The 21992-nt window shown below is 65.8% G+C and carries 21 protein-coding genes and 1 tRNA gene; 13 read left to right on the top strand and 9 right to left on the bottom strand.

Going from position 1 to position 21992, the window contains the following annotated elements:
• Position 1: 1 nt before the first annotated feature.
• The 3 genes from cydB to RIU96_RS07755 all read right to left on the bottom strand — a co-directional run bounded on the left by cydB (position 2) and on the right by RIU96_RS07755 (position 3457).
• The gene (gene cydB / locus RIU96_RS07745; protein WP_311204853.1) at positions 2 to 1006 is read right to left on the bottom strand and encodes a cytochrome d ubiquinol oxidase subunit II; all 1005 of its coding nucleotides are present in this window, start codon (positions 1004 to 1006) and stop codon (positions 2 to 4) included.
• Between the two features lie 3 nt (positions 1007 to 1009).
• Complete coding sequence (locus RIU96_RS07750; protein WP_311204854.1) at positions 1010 to 2584, bottom strand: cytochrome ubiquinol oxidase subunit I; 1575 nt, start codon at positions 2582 to 2584, stop codon at positions 1010 to 1012.
• Between the two features lie 159 nt (positions 2585 to 2743).
• Positions 2744 to 3457, bottom strand: coding sequence for an IclR family transcriptional regulator (locus RIU96_RS07755; protein ID WP_259813819.1), 714 nt, complete (start codon positions 3455 to 3457; stop codon positions 2744 to 2746).
• 36 nt (positions 3458 to 3493) lie between these two features.
• Here RIU96_RS07755 and leuC point away from each other — a divergent pair, with 36 nt between their 5' ends.
• Both leuC and leuD read left to right on the top strand, forming a co-directional pair.
• Positions 3494 to 4915, top strand: a complete 1422-nt coding sequence (leuC, locus tag RIU96_RS07760; RefSeq protein WP_259810282.1) for a 3-isopropylmalate dehydratase large subunit — start codon at positions 3494 to 3496, stop codon at positions 4913 to 4915.
• Between the two features lie 16 nt (positions 4916 to 4931).
• Positions 4932 to 5519, top strand: a complete 588-nt coding sequence (gene leuD, locus RIU96_RS07765) for a 3-isopropylmalate dehydratase small subunit (RefSeq protein ID WP_259787516.1) — start codon at positions 4932 to 4934, stop codon at positions 5517 to 5519.
• A gap of 5 nt (positions 5520 to 5524) precedes the next feature.
• Here the strand turns inward: leuD and RIU96_RS07770 are convergent, their stop codons facing one another.
• Entirely contained in the window at positions 5525 to 6532 is a 1008-nt protein-coding gene (locus RIU96_RS07770; protein WP_311204855.1) for an NUDIX hydrolase, read from the bottom strand.
• Between the two features lie 133 nt (positions 6533 to 6665).
• On the opposite strand from RIU96_RS07770, the gene RIU96_RS07775 reads away from it, so the two are divergent.
• Together RIU96_RS07775 and RIU96_RS07780 are read left to right on the top strand one after the other, a co-directional pair.
• Entirely contained in the window at positions 6666 to 7664 is a 999-nt protein-coding gene (locus RIU96_RS07775) for an NAD(P)H-dependent glycerol-3-phosphate dehydrogenase (RefSeq protein WP_144779846.1), read from the top strand.
• 20 nt (positions 7665 to 7684) lie between these two features.
• Positions 7685 to 8740 (top strand): D-alanine--D-alanine ligase family protein, encoded by a 1056-nt coding sequence (locus RIU96_RS07780; protein WP_311204856.1) that lies wholly within the window; start codon positions 7685 to 7687, stop codon positions 8738 to 8740.
• Here the strand turns inward: RIU96_RS07780 and RIU96_RS07785 are convergent.
• Positions 8706 to 9641, bottom strand: coding sequence for a DUF3515 domain-containing protein (locus RIU96_RS07785; protein ID WP_259787515.1), 936 nt, complete (start codon positions 9639 to 9641; stop codon positions 8706 to 8708). The genes RIU96_RS07780 and RIU96_RS07785 overlap by 35 nt on opposite strands.
• 33 nt (positions 9642 to 9674) lie before the next feature.
• Here RIU96_RS07785 and RIU96_RS07790 point away from each other — a divergent pair, with 33 nt between their 5' ends.
• From RIU96_RS07790 to RIU96_RS07820, 7 genes are read left to right on the top strand one after another with little or no spacing between them, the layout of a single operon-like run.
• Positions 9675 to 10640: a thiamine-phosphate kinase gene (locus tag RIU96_RS07790; RefSeq protein WP_144690096.1), complete on the top strand. Its 966-nt coding sequence runs from the start codon at positions 9675 to 9677 to the stop codon at positions 10638 to 10640.
• Positions 10637 to 11293 carry a uracil-DNA glycosylase gene (locus RIU96_RS07795; protein ID WP_311204857.1) on the top strand — a complete coding sequence of 219 codons (657 nt, stop codon included), beginning with the start codon at positions 10637 to 10639 and terminating at the stop codon, positions 11291 to 11293. Before RIU96_RS07790 ends, RIU96_RS07795 begins: the two co-directional genes overlap by 4 nt.
• 45 nt (positions 11294 to 11338) lie before the next feature.
• Entirely contained in the window at positions 11339 to 12811 is a 1473-nt protein-coding gene (locus RIU96_RS07800) for a DAK2 domain-containing protein (protein WP_311204858.1), read from the top strand.
• A gap of 4 nt (positions 12812 to 12815) precedes the next feature.
• The gene (locus tag RIU96_RS07805) at positions 12816 to 14918 is read left to right on the top strand and encodes an ATP-dependent DNA helicase RecG (protein WP_311204859.1); all 2103 of its coding nucleotides are present in this window, start codon (positions 12816 to 12818) and stop codon (positions 14916 to 14918) included.
• A 20-nt stretch (positions 14919 to 14938) separates the two neighbouring features.
• A complete protein-coding gene (locus tag RIU96_RS07810) occupies positions 14939 to 15511 on the top strand; it encodes an RsmD family RNA methyltransferase (protein WP_311204860.1) in 573 nt (190 codons plus the stop codon).
• Positions 15508 to 15984 carry a pantetheine-phosphate adenylyltransferase gene (coaD, locus tag RIU96_RS07815; RefSeq protein WP_259801908.1) on the top strand — a complete coding sequence of 159 codons (477 nt, stop codon included), beginning with the start codon at positions 15508 to 15510 and terminating at the stop codon, positions 15982 to 15984. The genes RIU96_RS07810 and coaD overlap by 4 nt, the downstream gene beginning before the upstream one ends.
• Complete coding sequence (locus RIU96_RS07820) at positions 15981 to 16727, top strand: sulfite exporter TauE/SafE family protein (protein WP_259822808.1); 747 nt, start codon at positions 15981 to 15983, stop codon at positions 16725 to 16727. Before coaD ends, RIU96_RS07820 begins: the two co-directional genes overlap by 4 nt.
• Before the next feature lie 36 nt (positions 16728 to 16763).
• Here the strand turns inward: RIU96_RS07820 and RIU96_RS07825 are convergent, their stop codons facing one another.
• Genes RIU96_RS07825 through RIU96_RS07840 form a run of 4 tightly spaced genes read right to left on the bottom strand, consistent with a single transcriptional unit; the run spans position 16764 to position 20111 of the window.
• A complete protein-coding gene (locus RIU96_RS07825; RefSeq protein WP_311204861.1) occupies positions 16764 to 17528 on the bottom strand; it encodes an amino acid ABC transporter ATP-binding protein in 765 nt (254 codons plus the stop codon).
• A 3-nt stretch (positions 17529 to 17531) separates the two neighbouring features.
• Positions 17532 to 18458: an amino acid ABC transporter permease gene (locus RIU96_RS07830; protein WP_136652761.1), complete on the bottom strand. Its 927-nt coding sequence runs from the start codon at positions 18456 to 18458 to the stop codon at positions 17532 to 17534.
• Positions 18455 to 19354 (bottom strand): ABC transporter substrate-binding protein, encoded by a 900-nt coding sequence (locus RIU96_RS07835; RefSeq protein WP_311204862.1) that lies wholly within the window; start codon positions 19352 to 19354, stop codon positions 18455 to 18457. The genes RIU96_RS07830 and RIU96_RS07835 overlap by 4 nt, the downstream gene beginning before the upstream one ends.
• Before the next feature lie 43 nt (positions 19355 to 19397).
• Positions 19398 to 20111, bottom strand: a complete 714-nt coding sequence (locus tag RIU96_RS07840) for a PAQR family membrane homeostasis protein TrhA (RefSeq protein WP_144318330.1) — start codon at positions 20109 to 20111, stop codon at positions 19398 to 19400.
• A 90-nt stretch (positions 20112 to 20201) separates the two neighbouring features.
• Between RIU96_RS07840 and RIU96_RS07845 the strand changes: the two genes are divergently transcribed.
• Positions 20202 to 20275: transfer RNA gene (locus RIU96_RS07845), tRNA-Leu, on the top strand.
• Between the two features lie 332 nt (positions 20276 to 20607).
• Complete coding sequence (locus RIU96_RS07850) at positions 20608 to 21987, top strand: HNH endonuclease signature motif containing protein (RefSeq protein ID WP_311204863.1); 1380 nt, start codon at positions 20608 to 20610, stop codon at positions 21985 to 21987.
• Positions 21988 to 21992: the final 5 nt, after the last annotated feature.

Here is a 21992-nt window from a genome sequence, read left to right on the forward strand (position 1 = left end):
CTTACACCTTCACCCTCTGCCTGAAGGACCAGAAGGACCACGCCTGGGCCACGATCACGGCCGGCAGGATGATGATCCCGGCCCAGCTCATAATCCGCAGCGTGTATGGGTTCGAGGCCGCGGAGTAGATGTCCCAGCCCGGGTGCGCGCTGGTCGAGGGGATAACGTCCGGGAACAGCGAGCCGAAGAGCACCACGCACACCGCGGCGATGGCGACGGTCGTGGCGGCGAAGGCGAACCCGTCGCGGTTGGCGACTGTCGCGGCGATCGCCACGGCGATGCTCACCGCCGCCACGGCCACGGCAGCCCAAGTCCACTGCGCCCCGGCGGAGGTCTGCAGCCAGATGACGTAGAGCAGGGAGACGATTACCGTCGGCGCGGCGAGCCAGCGCAGCGCCAGCGTGCGGGCGCGCCCGCGCAGCGGCTCGTGCGCCTTAAACGCGACGAAGTTCGCGCCGTGCAGCGCGAACAGCAGCACGAACGTGAGCCCGCCAACAAGCCCCAGCGGGTTGAACAGCCCGATGAAGCCGTCGGTAATGGAGCTGATGCGGCCGTTGTCGTTAAGCGGCACACCCGCAACGAGGTTCGTAAAAATCACTCCCCACAGAAACGCCGGGAGGTAGGAGCCAAAGGTGGTACCGATGTCGCAGCGGCGACGCCACTCGGCCGTCTTGCCCTTCACGCGCCACTCAAGCGAGACACCGCGGACGATCAGGCCGACGAGAATGAGCACGAAGAGGAAGAAGAACCCCGAAAACAGCGTGGCGTACCACTCGGGGAAGGCGGCGAAAATCGCCGCGGCGGCGGTGATCAGCCACACCTCGTTGCCGTCCCAGAGCGGCCCGATGGTGCTCACCTGCGCGGTGCGCCGGCGGTCGTTGTCCTCGGGCGTCTCGCCGCCCACGAACGGCAGGAGCATGCCCACGCCGAAGTCGAAGCCCTCCAGCACGAAGTAGCCCGCGAAGAGGAACGCGATTCCGAGAAACCAGATCGTATTGAGGTCCATCAGCTATTCTCCTTTTCCTTCGCGCATGCTTGTCGACGCCCCATCGCCGCGCCCCGGTGACGTCGTCACGCCAAAGCTCAGCGGCTCGAGCTCCGCGTCGTCGGCCGGGCCGTAAGAAGCCGCCGCCGGGTTGGCCGCGTCGCCGGCGGACATGCCCGGCTGGTCGAGGCCGTAGAGGGTGTAGCGGCGCATCAGCGCGAACCAGATCACGGCGAGGATGCCGTAGAGGGCGGTGAACACCCCGAGGCTTAACAACACCTGCCATGGTTGGTGGTCGGAGACGCCGAAGTCGACGATCATATGGATGTTCTGTTCCCCGTTGGGTCCGTTGACTCCCTGGAACGATGGGTTGGGGTGGACCACCCACGGCTGGCGGCCCATCTCGGTGAAGATCCAGCCGGAGAAGTTGGAAATCCACGGCGCGGGCAGCGCGGCCAGGCAGGCGATCTGGATCCAGTTCTCGGAGGGGACGCGCTTTTTACGGGTCTTCCACAGGGCAACGACCGCCATGATGGCGGGCACGGCCATGAAACCGATCATCAGGCGGAAGGACCAGTAGGTGACAAAGAGGTTCGGGATGTAGTTACCCGGCCCGTAAAGCTCCTGGTACTGCGTGTTGAGGTCCATCGCGCCCTGCAGGGTCACGCCGCTAAAGCGACCCTCGGCGAGGAACGGCAGCACGAACGGGACGTCGATTAAGTGAATCGCCGTTTCGCAGTTGTTCATGGTCGACACCGACAGAATCGAGAAGTACGGATCGGTCTCGGTGTGGCACAGCGCTTCCGCCGAGGCCATCTTCATCGGCTGCTGGACAAACATGAGCTTGGCCAGTGCGTCCCCGGTCAAGGCAACTCCGATTGAGGAGACGAGGATGATCCACGCCCCGAAGCGCGTGCAGGTGCGCCAGATCGTCGCCGCGGTGTTGTCGGGGTCGCCCTGGCGCGCCTCACGCACCATCCACCAGCCGGCGATGCCGCAGACGAAGGTGCCGGCGAGCATCCAGGCGGCGAAAATGGCGTGGGGCACGGCCTGAACTGCCGTGGGGTTGGTCAGCAGCGCCGCGAAGTCGATGAGCTCGGCGCGGTCAGTCTCGGGGTTGTAGCGCGCGCCGACGGGGTGCTGCATAAACGAGTTGGCCACGATGATGAAGTAGGCCGAGACGTTCACGGCCACGGCAACGATCCAGATTGAGACCAGGTGCGCCCAGCGGGGGACGCGTCCCCAGCCGAAGATCCACACGCCGAGGAAGACGGACTCGAAGAAGAACGCCGCGAGGCCCTCGAAGGCGAGGGGAGCGCCGAAGACGTCGCCGACGAAGCTGGCGTATTCGGACCAGTTCATACCGAATTGGAACTCTTGGACCAACCCGGTGACCACACCCATGGCGAAGTTGATCAGAAACAGGTTTCCGAAGAATCGCGTGGCGCGGTACCAGGGTTCTTTGCCCGTTACCTGCCAGAGCGTCTGCATGATGGCAACCACCGGGGCGAGCCCGATGGTGAGCGGAACGAAGATGTAGTGGTAGACGGTGGTGATGCCGAACTGCCACCGGGAGAGATCGACGAGATCAAGCTCCATGGTGCTGGCTCCTAGCTGGTTTAACTATCAGAGGCGGACAAGGTTGACTGATACACACAAAAGCCGCGGTTCGTAAAGAAGGCTTTATAGGTAGTCGGATGTGGCGGCGCGAAAGTTCCTAACGCTTCCGAGCAGTATCGCACTGGGGGGATGTATTTCCTACAGTGCGCTGCTCAGGCGCCCGGCCGCGGCGCTGACGACGCTGCCCCACGTCTCGCACGGCCGCGGGCCGAGGCGCTCGACCGGGCCCGATACCGAAAGCACCGCCAGCACGTGACCCGCGGAGTCCATGATGGGGGCGGACACGCTGGCCAGGCCGATCTCGCGCTCAGCGACGGACTCGGCCAGGTGCTCGCTGCGCACCCGGTCGAGCTCGGGCTCGGGAAACGGGTGGTCCGCAATCAGGTCGAAGGCGGCGAAGACGCGCGCCGCGGAGCCCGCGGTCAGAGGAAGCTGCGAGCCCACCGGCACGGTGTAGGTCAGTCCGCTGGGCGGCTCCTCGGCGGCGATGCAGGTGCGCGTGTTGCCGGTGAGTACGTAGAGCTGCACGGATTCTCCGGTCGTGGTGACCAGCTCGCGCATGATCGGCTCGGCCGCAGAGAGCAGGCGCGGTGACGCCTTGGCCGAAAAACCGGCGAGTGCGGGGCCGATGGTCCATTCGCCGGAGGGGGTGCGTGTGAGCACGCGGTGTACCTCGAGCGCGGTGGCGATGCGGTGTGTCGTGGCTCGGGGCAGGCAAGTATCCTCGCTTAGGTTCGCCAACGACTTGTCGCCCATGGCGACGGAGCGGACGATGGCGATGGCGCGGTCGAGCACTTTAATGCCGGAGTCTTCGCTATACTGTCTCACACGATGGATACTAGCATTCCGCATAATGGGAATGTTCGTGACTACCAGAGGAGGAAAGCGATGGCAGACAAGCCTTTGACACTCGCCGAGAAAGTGTGGCGGGACCACGTGGTGACAAAGGGGGCAGACGGCGACCCTGACCTGATCTACATCGACTTTCAACTCCTCCACGAAGTCACTAGCCCGCAAGCTTTTGACGGGCTGCGTATGTCGGGACGGACAATCCGACGCCCCGCCCAGCACCTGGCGACCGAGGACCACAACGTGCCCACCCTGGGTATCAAAACTGGCAACCTGCTCGAAATTCAGGAGCCAACCTCACGCATCCAGGTGGAAACACTGCGCAAGAACTGTGAGGAGTTCGGCGTGCGCCTGCACTCCATGGGCGACGTGAAGCAGGGCATCGTCCACACCGTCGGTCCGCAGCTCGGTATCACCCAGCCCGGCATGACCATCGTGTGCGGTGACTCGCACACCTCCACCCACGGCGCGTTCGGCTCCATCGCCATGGGCATCGGCACCTCCGAGGTCGAGCACGTCATGGCCACCCAGACGCTCTCTCTCAAGCCGTTTAAGACCATGGCCATCGAGGTCTCCGGCGAGCTCGCCGAGGGTGTGACCGCCAAGGACCTGATCCTGGCGATCATCGCCAAGATCGGCACCAACGGGGGCCAGGGCCACATCATCGAGTACCGCGGCGAGGCCGTGCGCAAGCTGTCCATGGAAGCGCGCATGACCATCTGCAACATGTCCATCGAGGCCGGTGCCCGCGCCGGCATGGTCGCCCCCGACGAGAAGACTTTCGAGTACGTCAAGGGCCGCGAGTACGCCCCCGCCGGCGCCGATTGGGACGCCGCGGTGGAGTACTGGAAGACCCTGCCTACCGACGACGGCGCCACCTTCGACACCGTCGTCGAGATCGACGGCTCCGCGCTCACCCCGTTTGTCACCTGGGGCACCAACCCGGGCCAAGGCCTGCCGCTGTCGGAGAACGTGCCCGATCCGGAGTCCTTCGACGATGACACCGCGAAGCGCGCCGCGGAAAAGGCTCTCAAGTACATGGACTTGACGCCGGGCACTCCGCTGCGCGACATCAAGATCGACACCGTGTTCTTGGGATCGTGCACCAACGCCCGCATCGAGGACCTGCGCGCCGCCGCGGAGATTCTCAAGGGCCGCCGCATCGCAGACGGCACCCGCATGATGGTCGTGCCCTCGTCCACCATGGTTAAACAGCAGGCCGAGGAGGAGGGCCTGGACAAGGTGTTTACCGAGTTCGGTGCAGAGTGGCGCACCGCCGGCTGCTCCATGTGCCTGGGCATGAACCCGGATCAGCTCAAGCCAGGGGAGCGCTCTGCCTCGACCTCGAACCGCAACTTCGAGGGCCGCCAGGGACCCGGCGGGCGCACGCACCTGGTGTCCCCGCTGGTCGCGGCGGCAACCGCTGTCACCGGCCACCTGTCCAGCCCCGCTGATCTGTAAGAAGGAGCACACGAGAATGGAAAAGTTCACCACTCACACCGGTGTTGGCGTCCCGCTGACGCGCTCGAACGTGGACACCGACCAGATCATTCCGGCGCGCTACCTCAAGCGCGTCACCCGCAGTGGGTTCGAGGACGGCCTGTTTTCCAACTGGCGCGACAATGAACCGGACTTCGTGCTGAACCAGGATGAGTACAAGGACGGCTCGGTGCTGTTCGCCGGAACGGATTTCGGCACGGGATCCTCGCGCGAGCACGCTGTCTGGGCCTTGGGCGACTACGGGTTCCGCGCCGTGTTCTCCCCGCGCTTTGCTGACATCTTCCGGGGTAACGCCGGCAAGGCCGGGCTCTTGGCGGGCGTGATGAGCGAGTCCGACATCGAGCTGATCTGGAAGCAGCTCGAGCAGAACCCGGGCATGGAGGTCACCGTCAGCCTCGCGGACCGCACCGTCACCGTCGGGGAGAACACCTACACCTTCGACATCGACGACTACACCCGCTGGCGGCTCATCGAGGGCCTCGACGACATTGGCCTGACGCTTCGCGACGAGCCCGCGATCGACGCCTTCGAGTCGCAGCGGCCGGCGTTCAAACCCAGCGTGTAGCGCCGCTAGCGCACCGGCAGGGCGGAGGGCATGTAGTCGGCACCGGTGAGGTCGTCACCGTTGAAGGACAGCACCCAGACCCCGCCCTTTTTCACGGAGATGGGGCCGTCAATGGGCAGCCTTCCGGTGTCGGAGAGCCAGGCGATGATGTCCGGCATGATCCCGCCTTGGGAGCAGATGACGCTCACCCCGCCGAGCGCGACGACGTCCGCGAAGGCCTGCTTGCAGGCCACCTGATTATCCACCCAGGCGCGCTCGCCGAAAAGCTCGTTGACTTCGACGTCGAGCGTGAGCTCGTCGGCAAGCGGGGCGACGGTGGTTCGGCAACGGTCGGGCTCGGCGGAGAAGATGCGCTGCGGGTTAAACGGGGCGAGCATCGGCACGAGCATCTCGGACTGGCGGCGGCCCTTCTTGTCTAGCGGGCGCAGGTTGTCGTCGCCGCTCCACTTCTCGCGCTCGTGGGCGCGGCCGTGGCGCACGTAGAGGATCCGCGAGGTGGCGGGCAGGCGGAAGCGCTTCTCCGCCTTGTGAAGTACCTGGCGGTCCAGGTCGTAGGTGAGCAGCTCCTTGGCCTCATCGAGGGGCAGCCAGCGGATCTCATCGACCTCGCTGTTGGGCGTGAACTCGCCGCCGGTGACCTGACCCGTCCAGTAATAGACCACCTTGGTGGTGTTTTTCACCGGGTAGATGGTCTTGCCCAAAAGCTTGCCCAGGCGGATGTCGTAGCCGGTCTCTTCTTTGATCTCGCGCACGGCGGTTGCGACGAGGGACTCGCCGGGGTCGACTTTTCCCTTGGCCAGGGACCAGTCGTCGTAGTGCGGGCGGTGGATGCAGGCGACCTCGATTTCTTCGACAGCCTCCAGGTCGCCGCGCCACAGCACGGCACCGGCCGCGAGCGTGGTCTTGTTGAATTCGCGCTCGGGGTGGCGCGGGATTTCCTGGTGGCGGCCCGTGAGGAACATCTCTCCGCGGTCGTCTTTGTCTTTTTCGTGCATTGTCGCCCTAGATGCCATGGAGACATTGTGGCGCACACTCCGCGGTAGTGCGAACTCACCCGCCCGCGTGTCGCGCACCGCATCCGGCTAATCTTGGACGGTACATGCCCCCGGGGGTGCTGTCGAAGACTTCAAGGAAAGCGAGCGTGCGATGGTCAACGTAGCGGTGATGGGTGCAGGGTCGTGGGGTACGGCGTTGGCGAAAGTGTTTGCAGACGCCGGCAACGCGGTCACCCTGTGGGCGAGGCGTGCGGAGCTTGCGCGGTCGATTACCGCCGAGCACGTCAACGCCGACTACCTGCCCGACATCACCCTCCCGCAGGCGTTGGTAGCCACCGCCGATCCCGGGGAAGCGCTGGATGGCGCGGATATCGTGATCTTTGCGGTCCCGAGCCAGACGATGCGCGAGAACCTTTCGGTCTGGCAACCGCTGCTGCCTGCCGACGCCACCCTAGTGTCCATCTCCAAGGGCATTGAGTACGGCACCCATTTGCGCATGTCCCAGATCATCGCGGAGATCACCGGGGCGAACGAGGAGCGTATCGCCGTGCTCACCGGGCCCAACCTGGCCCGCGAAGTGGCCGAGGAGCAGCCGGCGGCCACGGTGATCGCGTGCACGAACCTCAACCGCGCGAAGCTGGTCCAGGCGGCGTGTTCGACGCGCTACATGCGCCCGTACACGAACACCGACGTCGTCGGCGCGGAGTTCGGCGGGGCCTGCAAGAACGTCATCGCACTCGCCTGCGGCATGGCGGCGGGGTTGAACTTGGGAAGCAACACGCAGGCGACGCTGATTACGCGCGGATTGGCGGAAATTGCGCGCCTCGGCATTGAGCTCGGCGCCGATCCGCGCACCTTTTCCGGCCTAGCGGGAATGGGCGACCTGGTGGCCACGTGCACGTCCACGCTGTCGCGCAACCGCACCTTCGGCGCGGCGCTGAGCGCGGGGGCGAGCCTGGAGGAGGCCAAGGCGGCGACCAGGGGGCAGGTCGCTGAGGGTGTAATTTCTTCGCAGTCGATCTACCAGCTGGCCACGGAGGCGGGCGTGGACATGCCGATTACCACCGCGGTGCGCGCGGTGTGCCACGAGGGAGCAGGGGTCTCAGACGTCATCGTGGCGCTGATGGGTCGCTCGAAAAAGTCCGAGTAACGCCTTGTAGGCTTCGACACGTGATTCGTGTAGCAGTAATTTACGGTGGCCGCTCCACCGAGCACTCCATCTCCTGCATCTCCGCCGGGGCCATTATGGCGCAGCTGCCGAAGGAGACCTACGAGATCGTCCCCATCGGCATCACCCGTGAGGGCGCGTGGGTCACCGGCAGTATCGACCCTGTCGGCGGCGCGACGCTGCCCGAGGTCGCGCCTGGGCGCGAGGTGGCGCTGACGGCGACACCGCAGCGCCGCGGCACGATTTCGGACGTCGCAACCGGCGAGGTCCTCGAGGTCGTCGACGTCGCCTTCCCCGTGCTGCACGGCATGTACGGCGAAGACGGCACGATCCAAGGCTTCTTCGAGCTCTCGGGCCTGCCCTACGTCGGTCCGGGCGTGCTCGCCTCCGCGTGCGCGATGGACAAGGAATACACCAAGCGGCTCGTCTCCTCTGCGGGTATCGCGGTGACCGACGAGGTCATCGTGCGTCGCGGCGAGTCGCTTGACGATGCCACCAAGCAGCGCCTCGGCCTGCCCGTATTCGTCAAACCCGCCCGGGGTGGTTCCTCAATCGGTGTGTCCAAGGTCAGCGACTGGGCTGAGCTGGACGACGCGATCGCCGTCGCGCTGCAGTCTGACTCCAAGGCGATTGTCGAAGCGGAGCTTGTCGGCGACGAGGTGGAGGTCGGCGTGCTCGAGTACCCGGACGGCCGCGTCGAGGCTTCCGTGCCCGCCACGCTCAACGGCACCGAGGACGGCGAGGAAGGCTTCTACGGCTTTGAAACGAAGTACCTCGACGAGGGCGTGACAGCCACCATCCCCGCGCCCTACAGCGAGGAAGTCACGCAGCAGATTCGCTCGCTCGCCATCACAGCGTTTCGCGCCCTCGGCTGCCGCGGGCTGTCACGGGTGGACTTCTTTCTCACCGAGCGCGGGCCGGTTCTCAACGAGATCAACACCATGCCGGGTTTCACCGCGATCTCGATGTACCCGCAGGTGTGGAAGGCCTCGGGAGTGAGCTACCCCGAGCTGTTGCACACCCTTATTCAGACCGCGCTGGCACGGTCGCCTCGATAGCTTCCGACAGCGCGGTCACCGCGGCGTTGCCTTCGCCCTGGGGAAGGTGCACGGCTATCACGGCGTCGCGGCCGAGCGCGAACCAGGTCGACGCCCCGGGGTTGCCCGCGAGCTCGGTGTCTTCAAACCAGGTCACCCCGTTAATCTGGTAGAGCTGCAGGCCGGGTTCGTAGTTCTCCGGTGGAGCGACATTGCAGCGCAGAACAATCGGCTCCTTGCCCTCTGCCTGCCAGGCCACGGTGCGTTCCTGCTCGACGTCGAGGCGCGTGTACCCCTCGGCGGGAGACTGCGGCAGGGCGGATAGCAGTGCGTCGCAGGTACCCGCTTCGGTGGCGGGGCTATCGGTTAGCTGCGAAAGCGGGGCGGGGGCGGGAGGATGGGTCGCCTCCGGCAACGCAGCGGCGTTAACGTCGGCAAGCGCGCGTGCGGGGTCGCCGGTATCGCCGTTCGCCGTGACGGCGACGACGGGGGAGCGGTCGGTGGTGTACCACGTGGTCAGGTTTGAGCCGGCGATGGGATCGTCGATGCGCATCCACTGCGCCCCGCCGGCCTCGAACGTCGGGGTGTACTCGGTGTACTGCAGTGGCATGTCCACCCCGCAGCGCAGCGTGACACGTTCAGTGGATGACGACTGCCACGCGGCGGCACCCGCGGGTGCCGGCTCGGCGAGCTCGGCGCGCTTGTGGCCCATCAGCGTGTTGGGCAGGGCGTCGAGAAGCGAGGCGCACTCCGGCGAATCGGCCAGCGGCGAGGGCAGTTCGGGCATGGACACCGGCGTTAGCGCAACGCGGTTGAAGTAGACTTTGGCTCCGGCGAGGACTCCGACGATCAGCGCCACCGCGAGGACCAGGCTGATAACGATGAATGGCTTGGGAATCGGGGTAGCGGAATCCTTGCTCATGATTAGGCAGTCTAACGAAAGGCGCACGCACCCGTGATTGAGACAGGCTTTCCCACCACCGGCCCGACGCTGGGAGAGGTGGGCGAGCACGAGGTCATCCGCGCGATCCTCGGCGAGGCGCCGTCGCCCTTCAACGGTGACGACGCCGCCGTGCTGACCCCGCCGGTGCCGAACTCCCGCGTCGTGGTCACAACAGACATGCTGGTTCAGGGCCGCCACTTCGCGCCCGAGCTGACCACGCCGTTCGCGGTGGGGCGCAAGGCCGTGGTGCAGAACTTCGCCGACATCGAGGCGATGGGTGCGCGGCCGATCGCGGCGGTGCTGGCGTTTTCCGCCCCGCCCGAGCTGCCGCTTGAGGTGGTGCGTCAATTCGCCGCCGGGATCCAGTCGAAGGTGGGCGAGTACACCTCCGAGCTCGTCGGCGGGGACGTCACCAGCGGCGCCTCGCTCGTGCTGTCGATCAGTGCGGTGGGTTCTCTCGGCGGCAGCCTGCCTCCCCTTGAGCTGGGCCGGGCGCGTGCGGGCCAGCGCGTTGTCGCCCACGGCAAGATCGGCTACTCCGCCGCCGGGCTCGCCCTGCTGCAATCCGGTGCGGACATTCCCGAGCACCTGCACCCGCTGGTGCATGCCTACCAGGCGCCGGAGCTGACGCCAGGCCGCGGCATGATCGCGCGGGCCGCCGGGGCGACCGCGATGACGGATAACTCCGATGGGCTGGTGCGTGATGTCGGCGTGCTGGCGGAGCGCTCCAAGGTGCTCATCGACCTCGATTCCGCGGCACTCGCCCCGGATGAGCTGCAGGTCGCCGCGGGCGAGCTGCTCGGCATCGACCCGTGGCAGTGGGTCTTAAGCGGCGGCGAAGACCACACGCTGCTCGGGACGATCGACGGCTCCGCCCCGGTCGGCTTTCGCACCATCGGCGAGGTCCGCAAGGGTGCGGGCGTGCTTGTCGACGCCTCCACCCCGGCATACAGCCAAGGATGGGAGAGTTTTTCATGACGCACGCGTCACGGTTACCAGTCCACGACTCGTGGCAGGAGCCGCTCGCCCCGGTGGCCGATCAGATCCACGCGATGGGCGACTTTCTGCGCGCCGAGCGCGAGTACCTGCCGCGCGGAAACGACATCCTGCGCGCGTTCGCCGACCCCTTCGACGAGGTGCGCGTGCTCATCCTCGGGCAGGATCCGTACCCCACGCCCGGGCACCCGATGGGGTTGAGCTTTTCCACCCAGCCCGGGGTCGCCCCGCCGCGCTCGCTGGTCAACATCTACAAAGAGCTCCACGACGACCTCGGGATCGCCCCGCGCGCGGACGGCGACTTGAGCAGCTGGGCCTCCCAGGGCATCCTGCTGCTCAACAGGGTGCTCACCGTGCGCCCCGGTGCCCCGGCGTCGCACCGCGGCAAGGGGTGGGAGGCGGTGACTGAGGCGGCGATTCGGGCGCTGGGTGCGCGCCGCAGCCCGATGGTGGCCATCTTGTGGGGCCGCGACGCGCAAAGCGCCGCGCGTTTTTTGGGTGAGACCCCGAGGATCGAGTCGGCGCACCCCTCGCCGCTGTCGGCCAGCCGCGGGTTCTTCGGCTCCCGGCCGTTTTCCCGCGCGAACGAGCTGCTGGTCAGCCAGGGTGCGGACCCGGTTGACTGGTCGTTGTGAGAGTGCCTCGCGCGGTTAATCGGCGCCGGGGTAAACTCGGGTGCCATGGCTAACCCACCCGCGCTCGAGCCAGTGTTCGACGTCGCCCACCTCCTGTCGTGGGCGCAGCGCTCGGCATCTGAACTCGATCGCCGTCGCGTGGAGATCAACCAGCTCAACGTCTTCCCTGTCCCGGACGCGGACACCGGCTCGAACATGGCGCACACGATGGCCGAGGCCGTGCGCGAGGCCGCGAAGCTCGATGAGTCGGCCTCGTTGGTCGAGGTGGCTGAGGCGCTGGCGGTCGGCAGCATGCGCGGCGCGCGCGGCAACTCCGGCGTGGTGTTGTCCCAGGTAATCAGGGGCGTGGCCCAGTCCGTCGGCGGAGGGGAGGTGACGGGCGAGGTCGTGGCCGAGGCGCTGAGTTCGGGCGTGGACTTCGTCGAGCGCGCGATCGTCGATCCGGTTGAGGGCACGGTGGTCACCGTGCTGCTCGCCGCCGCGGACGCCGCCCGCGACGCCGTGGGCAAACCGCTGGACAAGGTGGTTGAGGCGGCGGCGGTGGCCGCGCGCGAGGCGCTTGAGCGCACGCCGTCGCAACTCGCGGCGCTGCGCCATGCCGGTGTCGTGGACGCCGGCGGCACCGGGCTGGTGATCCTGCTCGACGAGCTGCTCGCCGAGGTCACGGGTGAGGAAGCCCGCGAAGCTCCCGCGCCGGTCGCCGAGGAGGGCCACGGCGCCCCCGCGTATCTCGAGATCATGTTCATGTTCTCCGGACCCGTCGACGAGCTTGAGCGCACGCTTGTCGACGCCGGGGGTGACAGCCTCATCATCGCCCGCGCGAGCGACACCGAGGCAAAAGTCCACGTCCACTCCGTCAACGCCGGGGCCTTGATCGAGGCGAGCTTCGCCCTTGGCGAGGTATCCGACCTGCGCCTTGAGGTCCTGCCCGAAATCGAAAATCCCGCGCCGACCGATCGCCTCATCGTGGCGATCACCCCGCCGGGCTCGCTCGCCCAGCTGTACTCCGAGGCCGGGGCCACGACCATCGCCCCAGAAGGAGACGAGGCCGCCACCGTCGAGGCTGCCCTCGCGGCGGTTGCCGAGGCCCGCCCGCGCGAGGTCATCTTCCTGCCCAACGGGCTGATGAGCGACGTGGGTGTGGCGAGCGTTAAGGCGGCGAGCGAAACCGTCGAACACTTCACGGCGCTGCCGACCGTGCGCCTGGTCACGGGCATCGCGGCGCTTGCAGTACACGACGCCGCCCTCGACATGGATGTCGCGGCGGAGACGATGGCGGAGGCGGCCGAGGAGATGCGCACGGCCGTGGTCGAGCACGCCAGCGGCGCGCCCGAGGACGCGGTCGCCGAGGCCTGCGCGCACCTGCTCGAGGGCGGCGGGGAACTGATCTCCGTGCTCTACGACCCGGTGGAGATCCCCTCGCTCGACCACGACCTGCTGTCCACCACGCTGGGCGCGGAGGTGCGCATTTACCCGGCCGATAGCTTGGGTGCGATAGCGGAGATCGGGGTGGAGTAGCGCAGTGTTGGGGACCATCGATCCGCGGCCGCTTAACTTGGTCATTCCCTTAAAACAGGCCCGCGCCCTGCACAAGCACCTCGGCATCGAATCCTGCGGCGACCTGCTGCGCCACTACCCGCGCAAGTACCTGCACTACGGCGCGGGCAGCGAGCTCGAAGGCACGCGCGAGGGCGACACGATCAGCATCATCGGCCGCGTCATTGATACCCATTTCATCCCGCGCGAGGGCAAGCCGATCTACAAAATCACCGTCGACGACGGCCGCTACCGCATCGGCGCGACCTTTTTCGGCTCCCGCTTCGCCATGCGCGCGCTGACCGAAGGCAAGCGAGTCATGCTCACCGGCAAGCTCAGCTTCTTCCGCTCGGCGCCCCAGCTCCAGCACCCGGACTTCGTGCTTCTCGACGGCCCCACCCAGGCAACCGGGGCACTCAAGCAGCTGTCCCACTTTGGCGACTTGGAGGAGATCCTCTCCGGCCGCGAGTGGCTGCCACTGTACCCGGCGACGTCGAAGGTGAGCACGTGGACCATCATGGGCGCGGTGCACGCGGTGCTCAAAACGCTGCCGAAGGTCGAGGAGCCGCTGGGTTTTACCCCGATCGGTTACTCGTCGCTGAACAAGGCGATCCGGGAGATCCACGAGCCCGGCCCGGCCGGCCCTGATGCGGCGCGGCGGCGCCTGAAGTACGAGGAGGCCAGCGGCATCGCGCTGGTGATGGCGGTACGCCGCGCGGATCGCCTGCTCGAGGACGCGACCGCGCTGCCCCCGGTGCGCGGCGGGCAGTTCGACCAGCTGCTGGGCAACCTGCCGTTTCCCCTGACCGACGGGCAAAAACAGGTACTGGCCGACATCACCGCGGACATGTCGCGGCCGCGCCCGATGAGCCGGCTGCTCCAGGGCGAGGTCGGCTCCGGCAAAACCATCGTCAGCCTGCTGGCGATGCTCCAGGCGGTGGATAACGGCTCCCAGTGCGCCCTGCTCGCGCCCACGGAGGTGCTGACCATGCAGCACGCCCGCTCGCTACAGGAAACCGCGCTGCGCGCCGGCCTGACCACGAGCGTTGTGGCGCTGACGGGGTCGATGACCGCCGCGCAGCGCCAGGAAGCGATGCTCAACATCGTCTCCGGCCAGGCCGACATCGTGGTGGGCACCCACGCGCTGATCCAGGAGGGCGTGGAGTTTTTCCGCCTCGGCCTCGTGGTGGTTGACGAGCAGCACCGTTTCGGCGTCGAGCAGCGAGACGCGCTGCGGGCCAAGGGCGGGGAGCACCCGCCGCACGTGCTGGTGATGACGGCCACCCCGATCCCGCGCACCATGGCGATCACCGTTTTCGGTGACTTGGAAATCTCCACCCTGCGCGAGTTGCCCGGCGGGCGCAAACCGATCCAGTCCTCCGTCGTCCCGCAGTTCAAGTCCGCGTGGGTAGAGCGCGGCTGGGAAAAGATCCGTGAGGAGGCCCAGGCCGGGCGCCAAGCCTATATTGTCTGCCCGCGTATCGACGGCGACGGCGGCGTGCTCATCACTGCCGCGATGCTCTCAGCCACCGAGTTCGCCGACCTCGAGGTCGGCGTTCTCCACGGCAGGATGAAGGGCGAGGACAAGGACGCGGTGATGAAGGATTTCGCCGCCGGGGCGATCGACGTGCTGGTGTCCACCACGGTAATCGAGGTGGGCGTGGACGTGCCCAACGCGACCGTGATGATGGTGCGCGAGTCGGAGCACTTCGGTGTGAGCCAGCTCCACCAGCTGCGCGGGCGTGTTGGCCGCGGCGGCAATCAGTCGCTGTGTTTGTTCCACACGCTTGCCGACGAGGAGTCCCCGGCGTTCGAGCGCGTCTGCCAGGTCGCTGCCACCACCGACGGCTTCGCTCTCGCGGAGCTCGACCTGCGCACCCGACAGGAGGGCGACATCCTGGGCGTGAACCAGTCCGGCAGCCACCGCACGCTGCGGCTGATCAACCTGGTGGACGACTACGACATCGTGCAGCGCGCCTACGACGACGCCGAGCGCTTCGTCGAGCAGCACCCGCAGCTGGCGCGCGCAGCGATGGAGGCGCTGATGTCCACGGTGCCGGAGGAGTGGGAATATCTGGACAAAAGCTGACACCGGTTAAGGTGGGGTGCATGAACCGCATCATTTCCGGCGAGGCGCGCGGGCGCAAAATTAAGGTACCGCCTGAGGGGACGCGCCCGACCTCCGATCGCGCGCGCGAGGGTCTGTTCTCCTCCCTGCAGGTGCGCTTTGGTTTGATCGACCAGACGGTGCTTGACCTGTTCGCCGGCTCGGGCGCGCTGGGTCTCGAGGCCGCCTCGCGCGGTGCGGCGGAGGTCGTGCTCGTCGAGAACGACCCGCGCGCGGTCAAGGTCATCGAGTTCAACGCCTCCGTCGTCGGCCACCCGAACGTGCACGTCGAGCCGGTCAAGGCGTCCACCTACTTGGCCCGGGCGCCGCGCAACCACTTCTCCATGGTGCTTGCCGACCCGCCCTATGACCTCGCAGACGAGTCCGTCGCCGAGATGCTCGCAGCCCTTGAGCCCGCGCTTGTCGACGGCGCCGTGGTCGTCGTCGAGCGCCACCGCGACAGTCCCGAAACCGCCTGGCCCGACGCGTTCACCCCGACGACGCAGAAGCTGAAGAAACGGCTCTACGGCATCGCCCGCATGGACATGGCCGTCTACGAAAGGAATGTGACATGACCACCGCAGTATGCCCCGGATCCTTCGACCCGGTCACCAACGGCCACCTCGATATTTTCGCCCGCGCCGCGAAACACTTCGACGAAGTCGTCGTTCTCGTCACCGGCAACCCGACCAAGACCTCGGGGTTGTTTACCGTGCACGAGCGCGTGGAGCTCATCGAGCAGGTGCTTGCCGACGTCCCCAACATCCGCGTCGATTTCTGGGGCGGGCTGCTGGTCGACTACACCACCGCCCACCACATCACCGCCCTGGTTAAGGGCCTGCGCTCCTCGTTGGACTACGAGTACGAGCTGCCGATGGCGCAGATGAACCGCAGGCTCTCCGGGGTGGACACGTACTTCCTGCTCACCGACGAGAAGTTCGGCTACACCTCCTCTTCGCTGTGCAAGGAGGTTGTCAAGTACGGCGGCGATGTGACTGGCCTCGTGCCCGACCTCGTCCTGGAAGCCATGAAGGAAAAATACAGGTGACCGCCGCGGCGATCGGCCTGTTCCTGGCGATCCTCGTCGGTTCCTGCCTGCAGCGGATCTCGGGCATGGGAGTGGGGCTCATTGCGGCCCCGATTTTGTCGTTGCTGATCGGCCCGGTGGAGGGTGTGCTCGTGGTCAACGTGTTGGCCACCGCGAATGCGGCTCTGACAACGCTTACCGTGCGCGATCGCGTTGACTGGAGCAAGTTCGCGTCCATCGCCCCTTACCTAGTCCTGGGGGCAGTGCCCGGGGCGTTCCTCATCCGCGCCGTATCGACGGATGTGCTCCTCGTCATCGTCGGCGTGATCCTCCTCATCGCGTTGAGCGTGGTCACGCTGGGCAAGCGCTTTGTCCCGGTCGTCGAGGGCCGCGTGCCCGCGGCCGTATCCGGTGTGATCGGCGGCTTCATGAACACCCTGGCCGGTGTCGCAGGACCCGCTATCACCGTGTACTCGCAGGCGGCGCGCTGGGATCAGCGGACCTACGCCGCCACTCTGCAGCCGATTTTCATGGTGGGCGGTGCCGTGTCTTTCGCCATGAAGGAGCTGACCGGCGCCGCTGACCTCGCCGCGGTCGACCCTGTCCTGTGGGTCTCCGGCGGCATCGCCATGGCGGGCGGGATCTTCCTCGGTGTGAGAATCTCCCCCCACGTGCCCAGCGGCAAAGCCCACGCTATCGCGCTGACCCTAGCCGTGCTCGGGGGAGTGACGGCGCTTGTGCGCGGCGCCGCCGGTATGCTCTAACCACCCGGGACAGGATCTCCGGGGCGCTCTCGCACCTTAAAACAGGGTCGAGAGGAACGACTGAGTACGCTCCTGCTGCGGGTTGTCCAAAACCTGGGCGGGGGTGCCGTACTCGACGATGCGGCCGTCGGCCATGAACGCGACCTTGTCGGCCACCTCGCGGGCGAAGTTCATCTCGTGGGTGACAACGAGCATGGTCATCCCGTCTTCGGCGAGGCGCTTCATCACGCCGAGGACCTCGCCGACGAGCTCGGGGTCGAGCGCGGAGGTGGGCTCGTCGAAAAGCATGAGCTTGGGCTCCATGGCCACCGCCCGCGCGATGGCGACGCGCTGCTGCTGGCCACCGGAAAGCTGGATCGGGTACGCGGTTGCTTTGGACTCGAGGCCCACCATCGCGAGCAGCTCGAGCGCGCGCTCCTTCGCCTTGGCGGCGGGCACGCCCTTGACGTGGATCGGCGCCTCCATGATGTTGTCGAGCACGGTGCGGTGGCCAAACAGGTTGAACTGCTGGAACACCATGCCGATCTCGCGGCGCTGCTTCGCGGCGTCGCGCTCGGACATTTCGTACAGGGTGCCGCCGCGCTCGCGGTAGCCGATGAGCTCGCCGTCGACGTAGAGGCGACCCGCGGTGACCTTTTCTAGGTGGTTGACGCAGCGCAAGAACGTCGACTTGCCGGAGCCGGAGGGGCCAATCAGACAGGTTACGGAGCCGGGTTCGACGGTGAGGTCGATGCCTTTGAGCACGTCAAGGCTGCCGAAGGACTTCCAGACGTTCTCGGCCTGAATCATGGGAGTAGTCATAAGTTAGCGTCCTTTGGGCTCGGGGGCGTCGACAAGCTGAACGTTGGCCGGGATGGTGCCCTCGGCGTCGGCAAGCGTGGCCAGCTGGCGGGCGGTGAGCTGGCGTTTCGCGCCGCGGTCGAAGTACTTCTCAAGGTAGTGCTGGCCGACCATGAGGACCGAGGTAATCGCCAGGTACCAGGTCGCGGCGACGAGCAACATGGGCACCGGCTCGAACAGCGCGGCGGCGATGTCCATGGAGCGACCGTAGAGCTCCAAAGAATAGGGCACCGCGACGACGAGCGAAGACGTTTTCAGCAGCGAGATGAACTCGTTGCCCGTCGGCGGGATGATGATGCGCATTGCCTGCGGCAGAACCGTGCGCGTCATCGTCTGCGACCAGCTCATGCCCAGCGCCTTGGAGGCCTCGATCTGCCCCTCGGGCACCGAGGAGACGCCAGAGCGGACGATCTCGGCCATGTAGGCGGCCTCGTTGAGCGCCAGGCCGACGACGGCGAGCAAGAACGCCGAAGAAGTAAACGGCTCCAGCGGAATCTCGGCGACGCCGAGGTTGATGGTGTCATAGATCGAGCCGATCAACCCCCAGAAGATGAGCTGGACGTAGACCGGGGTGCCGCGGAAGATCCAGAGGAACACCCAGGACACCGTTTTGAACACCGGGTTGGGGGACATCCGCATGACCGCGAGGATGACGCCGCCGATCACGCCGAGCACCATCGCGAAAATCGTGATCGCCAGGGTGTGCAGCGCGGCGACGGCGATGCGGGTGTCAAACAGGTAGCGGAAGTAGGTGTCCCAGCCGTAGGCGTCGTTGCGGGCCGCGCCGATGAGGAACCACACCGCTAACGCGATGATGATGGCCGCCAAAATCCAGCGCCCGGGGTGGCGCAGGGGCTTGGCCTCGATGCGCTCGGGTCGTGTAGTTGTCATTGTGCTGCTCCTTGCTGGGGCTGTTCGTTAATCAGCGCTTCGTCGAGTAGGCCTGAGTCGATGTTCCATTGCCCGAGGATGCGGGCATACTCCCCGGTGTCGATGAGGTGCTGCATCGCGGCGGCCAGCGCGGGGCCGAGCTCGGAGCCCTTGTTCACCGCGATGCCGTAGGGGGCCGCGTCGAACATGTCGCCCACCAGCTCCAGATCGCCGTCGGAACGCTCGACGGCCCAGGCGGTGACGGGGGAGTCGGCGCTGAATGCGTCGGCGCGGCCTGTCAGCGCGGCGAGCGCGGCGTTGTCGGAGGTGTCGAAGGACAAAACGGTGATCGGGTCGTCTCCTTCTGTGACGCAGGCGTCGCTCTTCGGGCGGACGTCGTCAGTTTCGGAAACAGTGGTGCGCTGAACGGCGACGGTCAGCCCGCACGGGTTCGCCGGGTCGACGTCGTTGCCCGGCTGCTGCGCCCACTGGATCCCGGCGTAAAGGAAGTTGACAAAGTCGTAGGACTCGCGGCGTTCCTCGGTATCGGTGAACCCTGACATGCCGGCGTCCAGGCTGCCGGCTTGGACCGCGGGCAGGATCATGGAGAAATCCATTTCCTGCGGGTCGAACTCGAGGCCCATGACCTGCGCTAACGCCTGGCCGAGGTCGAGCTCGACGCCAATGAGGTTGCCTGTGGAGTCTTTGAACTCGAAGGGGGCAAACGGTGGGTTCGTGCCCACCGACAGCTTGCCGTCCGCCGCGACGCTCTCGGGCACCATCGCGGCGATCTCTGGCACCGCTTCCACCTCGACGGGCTCCCAGCCTTCGGGGTTTCCGCCCTCGGTGTTGGTCACGCACGAGGTCAGCAGCAGGGCGCTGCCGACGACCGCGGCGAAACTGTAGGACTTACGCATTGCTGCATAATAACCAGCGCTGCTGGGCTTTGCCCAATTGGTTCTAGGTGGGCTGGCCTGCCTGAACGACGATGATCCAGATCGCCACCAGGTGCAGGGCCGCCGCGACGATCGTCAGCGTATGGAAGTGCTCGTGGTAGCCGTAGTAGCGGGCTTCGCGGCCTGGCCATTTCAGCCCGTAGACCACCGCGCCCACCGTGTATGCGACGCCGCCAAAAAACAGCAAAAGGATAACGGCCATGTCCGCTTCGGTGCGCAGCACGGGCAGGATGGGCAGGACCAGCCAGCCGAGCGTGATGTACACCAGCACGTCGAGCCATCGGGGGTGGTTGATCCACACCATATTCAACACGACGCCCAGCACCGCGCCCGCCCAGGCGATGACCAGCATCCACGTCGAGTAGGGCGGCTCGAGCAGGATGATGCACAGCGGCGTGTACGTCGAGGCGATGAAGATGGCGATGGTGGAGTGGTCGGCGCGCCGCCACCACTGGACTGTTGCAGCAGACTTCCACGGGCCGCGGTGGTAAAGCCCCGACACCGCGAACAGCAGGATCAGCCCCGCGCAGTACACGCTCACACTCAGCGCCTCGACGGGCCGCAGAGTCAGCCACGCGAAAGTGATGAGCACCGCGGAGCTTATCGACGCCACAAACGCGGCAATCAGGTGGGCCCAGCCGCGCGTCGATGGGCGGGGTCCGCGGTCAAAAACGCGAGACGTTCGCTCGATAGTGGTCACCTCTGCAAGGCTACGCATTAGTAACTTATTACGCTAGATGCGTATCGACGCCCCTCGCCCCGGGGGATTTCCTCCAGCACTCGCAGCTGCGCTAAGCTTTATTCTCGCGCCCCAGTAGCCCAATTGGCAGAGGCAACGGATTCAAAACCCGTCCAGTGTGAGTTCGAGTCTCACCTGGGGCACTTGTGAGTTGAAGCGGCCATTTTCCGCGGGTTGGCTGGATTTGTTCGACCGCCGTCGCGCTTGAGAGCTAGGAATCGTGCTAGTCGTCACCGAGCCGCTGAAGGTTTCGAAGGCTAGAGCAGCCAAGATGAGGGCCATGATCGCTATGAGTGCGAACTTTCGAGGCCACTCTACGCCGATGGGGATGAAGCCTCTTTTGCTTATGACGACCCAATTGCGGAGTAACCGCTTAGCACACGTGTGTCACTATAGTGTGCACACATCCACGCCCGAACCATTGCACACGAATGCCTGTGCGATTATAATGGCAGGTGTTGAAAGGGGGGCGCACATGGATGCGACGCACACGGGGGATGACCATTTCTTCCGCACACAACGACCAAACGACACGTTGGCACGCCTGGGCCAACACAAACGCGACATCGAATACGAGATCTTCTCCACCTGGGCCGAGACGGCACATGTGGTCGACGACTTCGAAGTAGAGATCACCCACATCCAACACGCGATCGGGGAGAGCAAAGCAGCAGTCGAAAAAGCCATCTTCGCCTACCGACGCCTGATCGACCTGCCCGGGCTGCGCCAGATTCAACACACCACACGACTGTTAGACATCAAACGCCTTGCCAGCATTGATACCGCCATTGCGGAACTTGGCCCCGGCGTCGACACCGAGGTCTACGCCCACATTGACGCGTACCTAGTGGAGGTGTTTACCGCCACGAAACCCAACCAACCGTTGCTGACACCGAAAGCAATCGTGCACCGGCTTAGACGGCTCATCGCCCAGCTCGACAACACCGTGGGTTACGACGCGGCTAAACGCAAACGCCGCACCCGCCCTCAAGACGCGTTCGTCATCTACGACTATGAGCTCGGTGCACGCTCCGGCACCACAATTGAGTGCGACAACACCACCCACGCCCTGATCCGGCAATACCGCACACACGTGGCACAAGAGAACAACATCACCGAAGACGAAGCAGCACGCCTGATCCTCACCGGTGAACTCACCGCACAACCCACGGTGACTATTTTCGGGTTCGCACCCCTGGGCCCCGATGGTGACATCGTCGACGGTGCATCAGTGTTTTTCCCCGGTACGGGGTGGACCGATGCTGAGGGCAGTGCTGTGGCCGAACAGTACGCCTCGCGCATCGTGGACCTTGGTGATGTTGCCGGCCACGAGATCGACGGCTATGTTCCCTCGGCCCGGATGAAAGCGTTCGCTATTGCCCGCGACGGCACCTGCGTCTGGCCGGGCTGTACCCGCGATGCACAGCATTGCCAGCTTGATCACCGCGTCCCCTACGCCGACGGGGGAAGCACAACCCCAGCGAATTTGTTCTCGTTGTGTCAGCGTCACCACAACGTGAAAACGGATCGTCGTGCCTACTACATTCCCGACCCCACCACCGGCGACATCGTGTGGCTATTCCCCGACGGCACCTACGCCTTAACCGAGCCCGATGGGTTTATCACCACCCAGCTTGGGGCGGACAACCCCCGGTGGAACCACAGCCTCGACCAGCGACGTGTCCTGCGTGACCGGGTCGCGACGTTTCTGGCGAAAGGGCACACAATCCTCGACGCCTACGACACCACCGGCAACTACGACACCTGCATCGAAGCACTGACACGCCTCGAGCAGGAATACCGCATGACCTTCCCCCACAAACCCACCACCAACCCAGACGCTAACTCTGGTTAAGAATG

This window comes from Corynebacterium sp. Z-1, assembly GCF_031844665.1.
In the GTDB taxonomy this organism is placed as follows: domain Bacteria; phylum Actinomycetota; class Actinomycetes; order Mycobacteriales; family Mycobacteriaceae; genus Corynebacterium; species Corynebacterium sanguinis.

Coding starts and splice junctions, on each gene's coding strand:
- RIU96_RS07750 (WP_311204854.1), bottom strand. CDS start 2,584: ATGGAGCTTGATCTCGTCGATCTCTCCCGGTGGCAGTTCGGCATCACC.
- RIU96_RS07755 (WP_259813819.1), bottom strand. CDS start 3,457: ATGCGGAATGCTAGTATCCATCGTGTGAGACAGTATAGCGAAGACTCC.
- leuC (WP_259810282.1), top strand. CDS start 3,494: ATGGCAGACAAGCCTTTGACACTCGCCGAGAAAGTGTGGCGGGACCAC.
- RIU96_RS07775 (WP_144779846.1), top strand. CDS start 6,666: ATGGTCAACGTAGCGGTGATGGGTGCAGGGTCGTGGGGTACGGCGTTG.
- RIU96_RS07795 (WP_311204857.1), top strand. CDS start 10,637: ATGACGCACGCGTCACGGTTACCAGTCCACGACTCGTGGCAGGAGCCG.
- cydB (WP_311204853.1), bottom strand. CDS start 1,006: ATGGACCTCAATACGATCTGGTTTCTCGGAATCGCGTTCCTCTTCGCG.
- RIU96_RS07785 (WP_259787515.1), bottom strand. CDS start 9,641: ATGAGCAAGGATTCCGCTACCCCGATTCCCAAGCCATTCATCGTTATC.
- RIU96_RS07835 (WP_311204862.1), bottom strand. CDS start 19,354: ATGCGTAAGTCCTACAGTTTCGCCGCGGTCGTCGGCAGCGCCCTGCTG.
- RIU96_RS07850 (WP_311204863.1), top strand. CDS start 20,608: ATGGATGCGACGCACACGGGGGATGACCATTTCTTCCGCACACAACGA.
- coaD (WP_259801908.1), top strand. CDS start 15,508: ATGACCACCGCAGTATGCCCCGGATCCTTCGACCCGGTCACCAACGGC.
- RIU96_RS07840 (WP_144318330.1), bottom strand. CDS start 20,111: ATGCGTAGCCTTGCAGAGGTGACCACTATCGAGCGAACGTCTCGCGTT.
- RIU96_RS07810 (WP_311204860.1), top strand. CDS start 14,939: ATGAACCGCATCATTTCCGGCGAGGCGCGCGGGCGCAAAATTAAGGTA.
- leuD (WP_259787516.1), top strand. CDS start 4,932: ATGGAAAAGTTCACCACTCACACCGGTGTTGGCGTCCCGCTGACGCGC.
- RIU96_RS07770 (WP_311204855.1), bottom strand. CDS start 6,532: ATGGCATCTAGGGCGACAATGCACGAAAAAGACAAAGACGACCGCGGA.
- RIU96_RS07825 (WP_311204861.1), bottom strand. CDS start 17,528: ATGACTACTCCCATGATTCAGGCCGAGAACGTCTGGAAGTCCTTCGGC.
- RIU96_RS07830 (WP_136652761.1), bottom strand. CDS start 18,458: ATGACAACTACACGACCCGAGCGCATCGAGGCCAAGCCCCTGCGCCAC.
- RIU96_RS07800 (WP_311204858.1), top strand. CDS start 11,339: ATGGCTAACCCACCCGCGCTCGAGCCAGTGTTCGACGTCGCCCACCTC.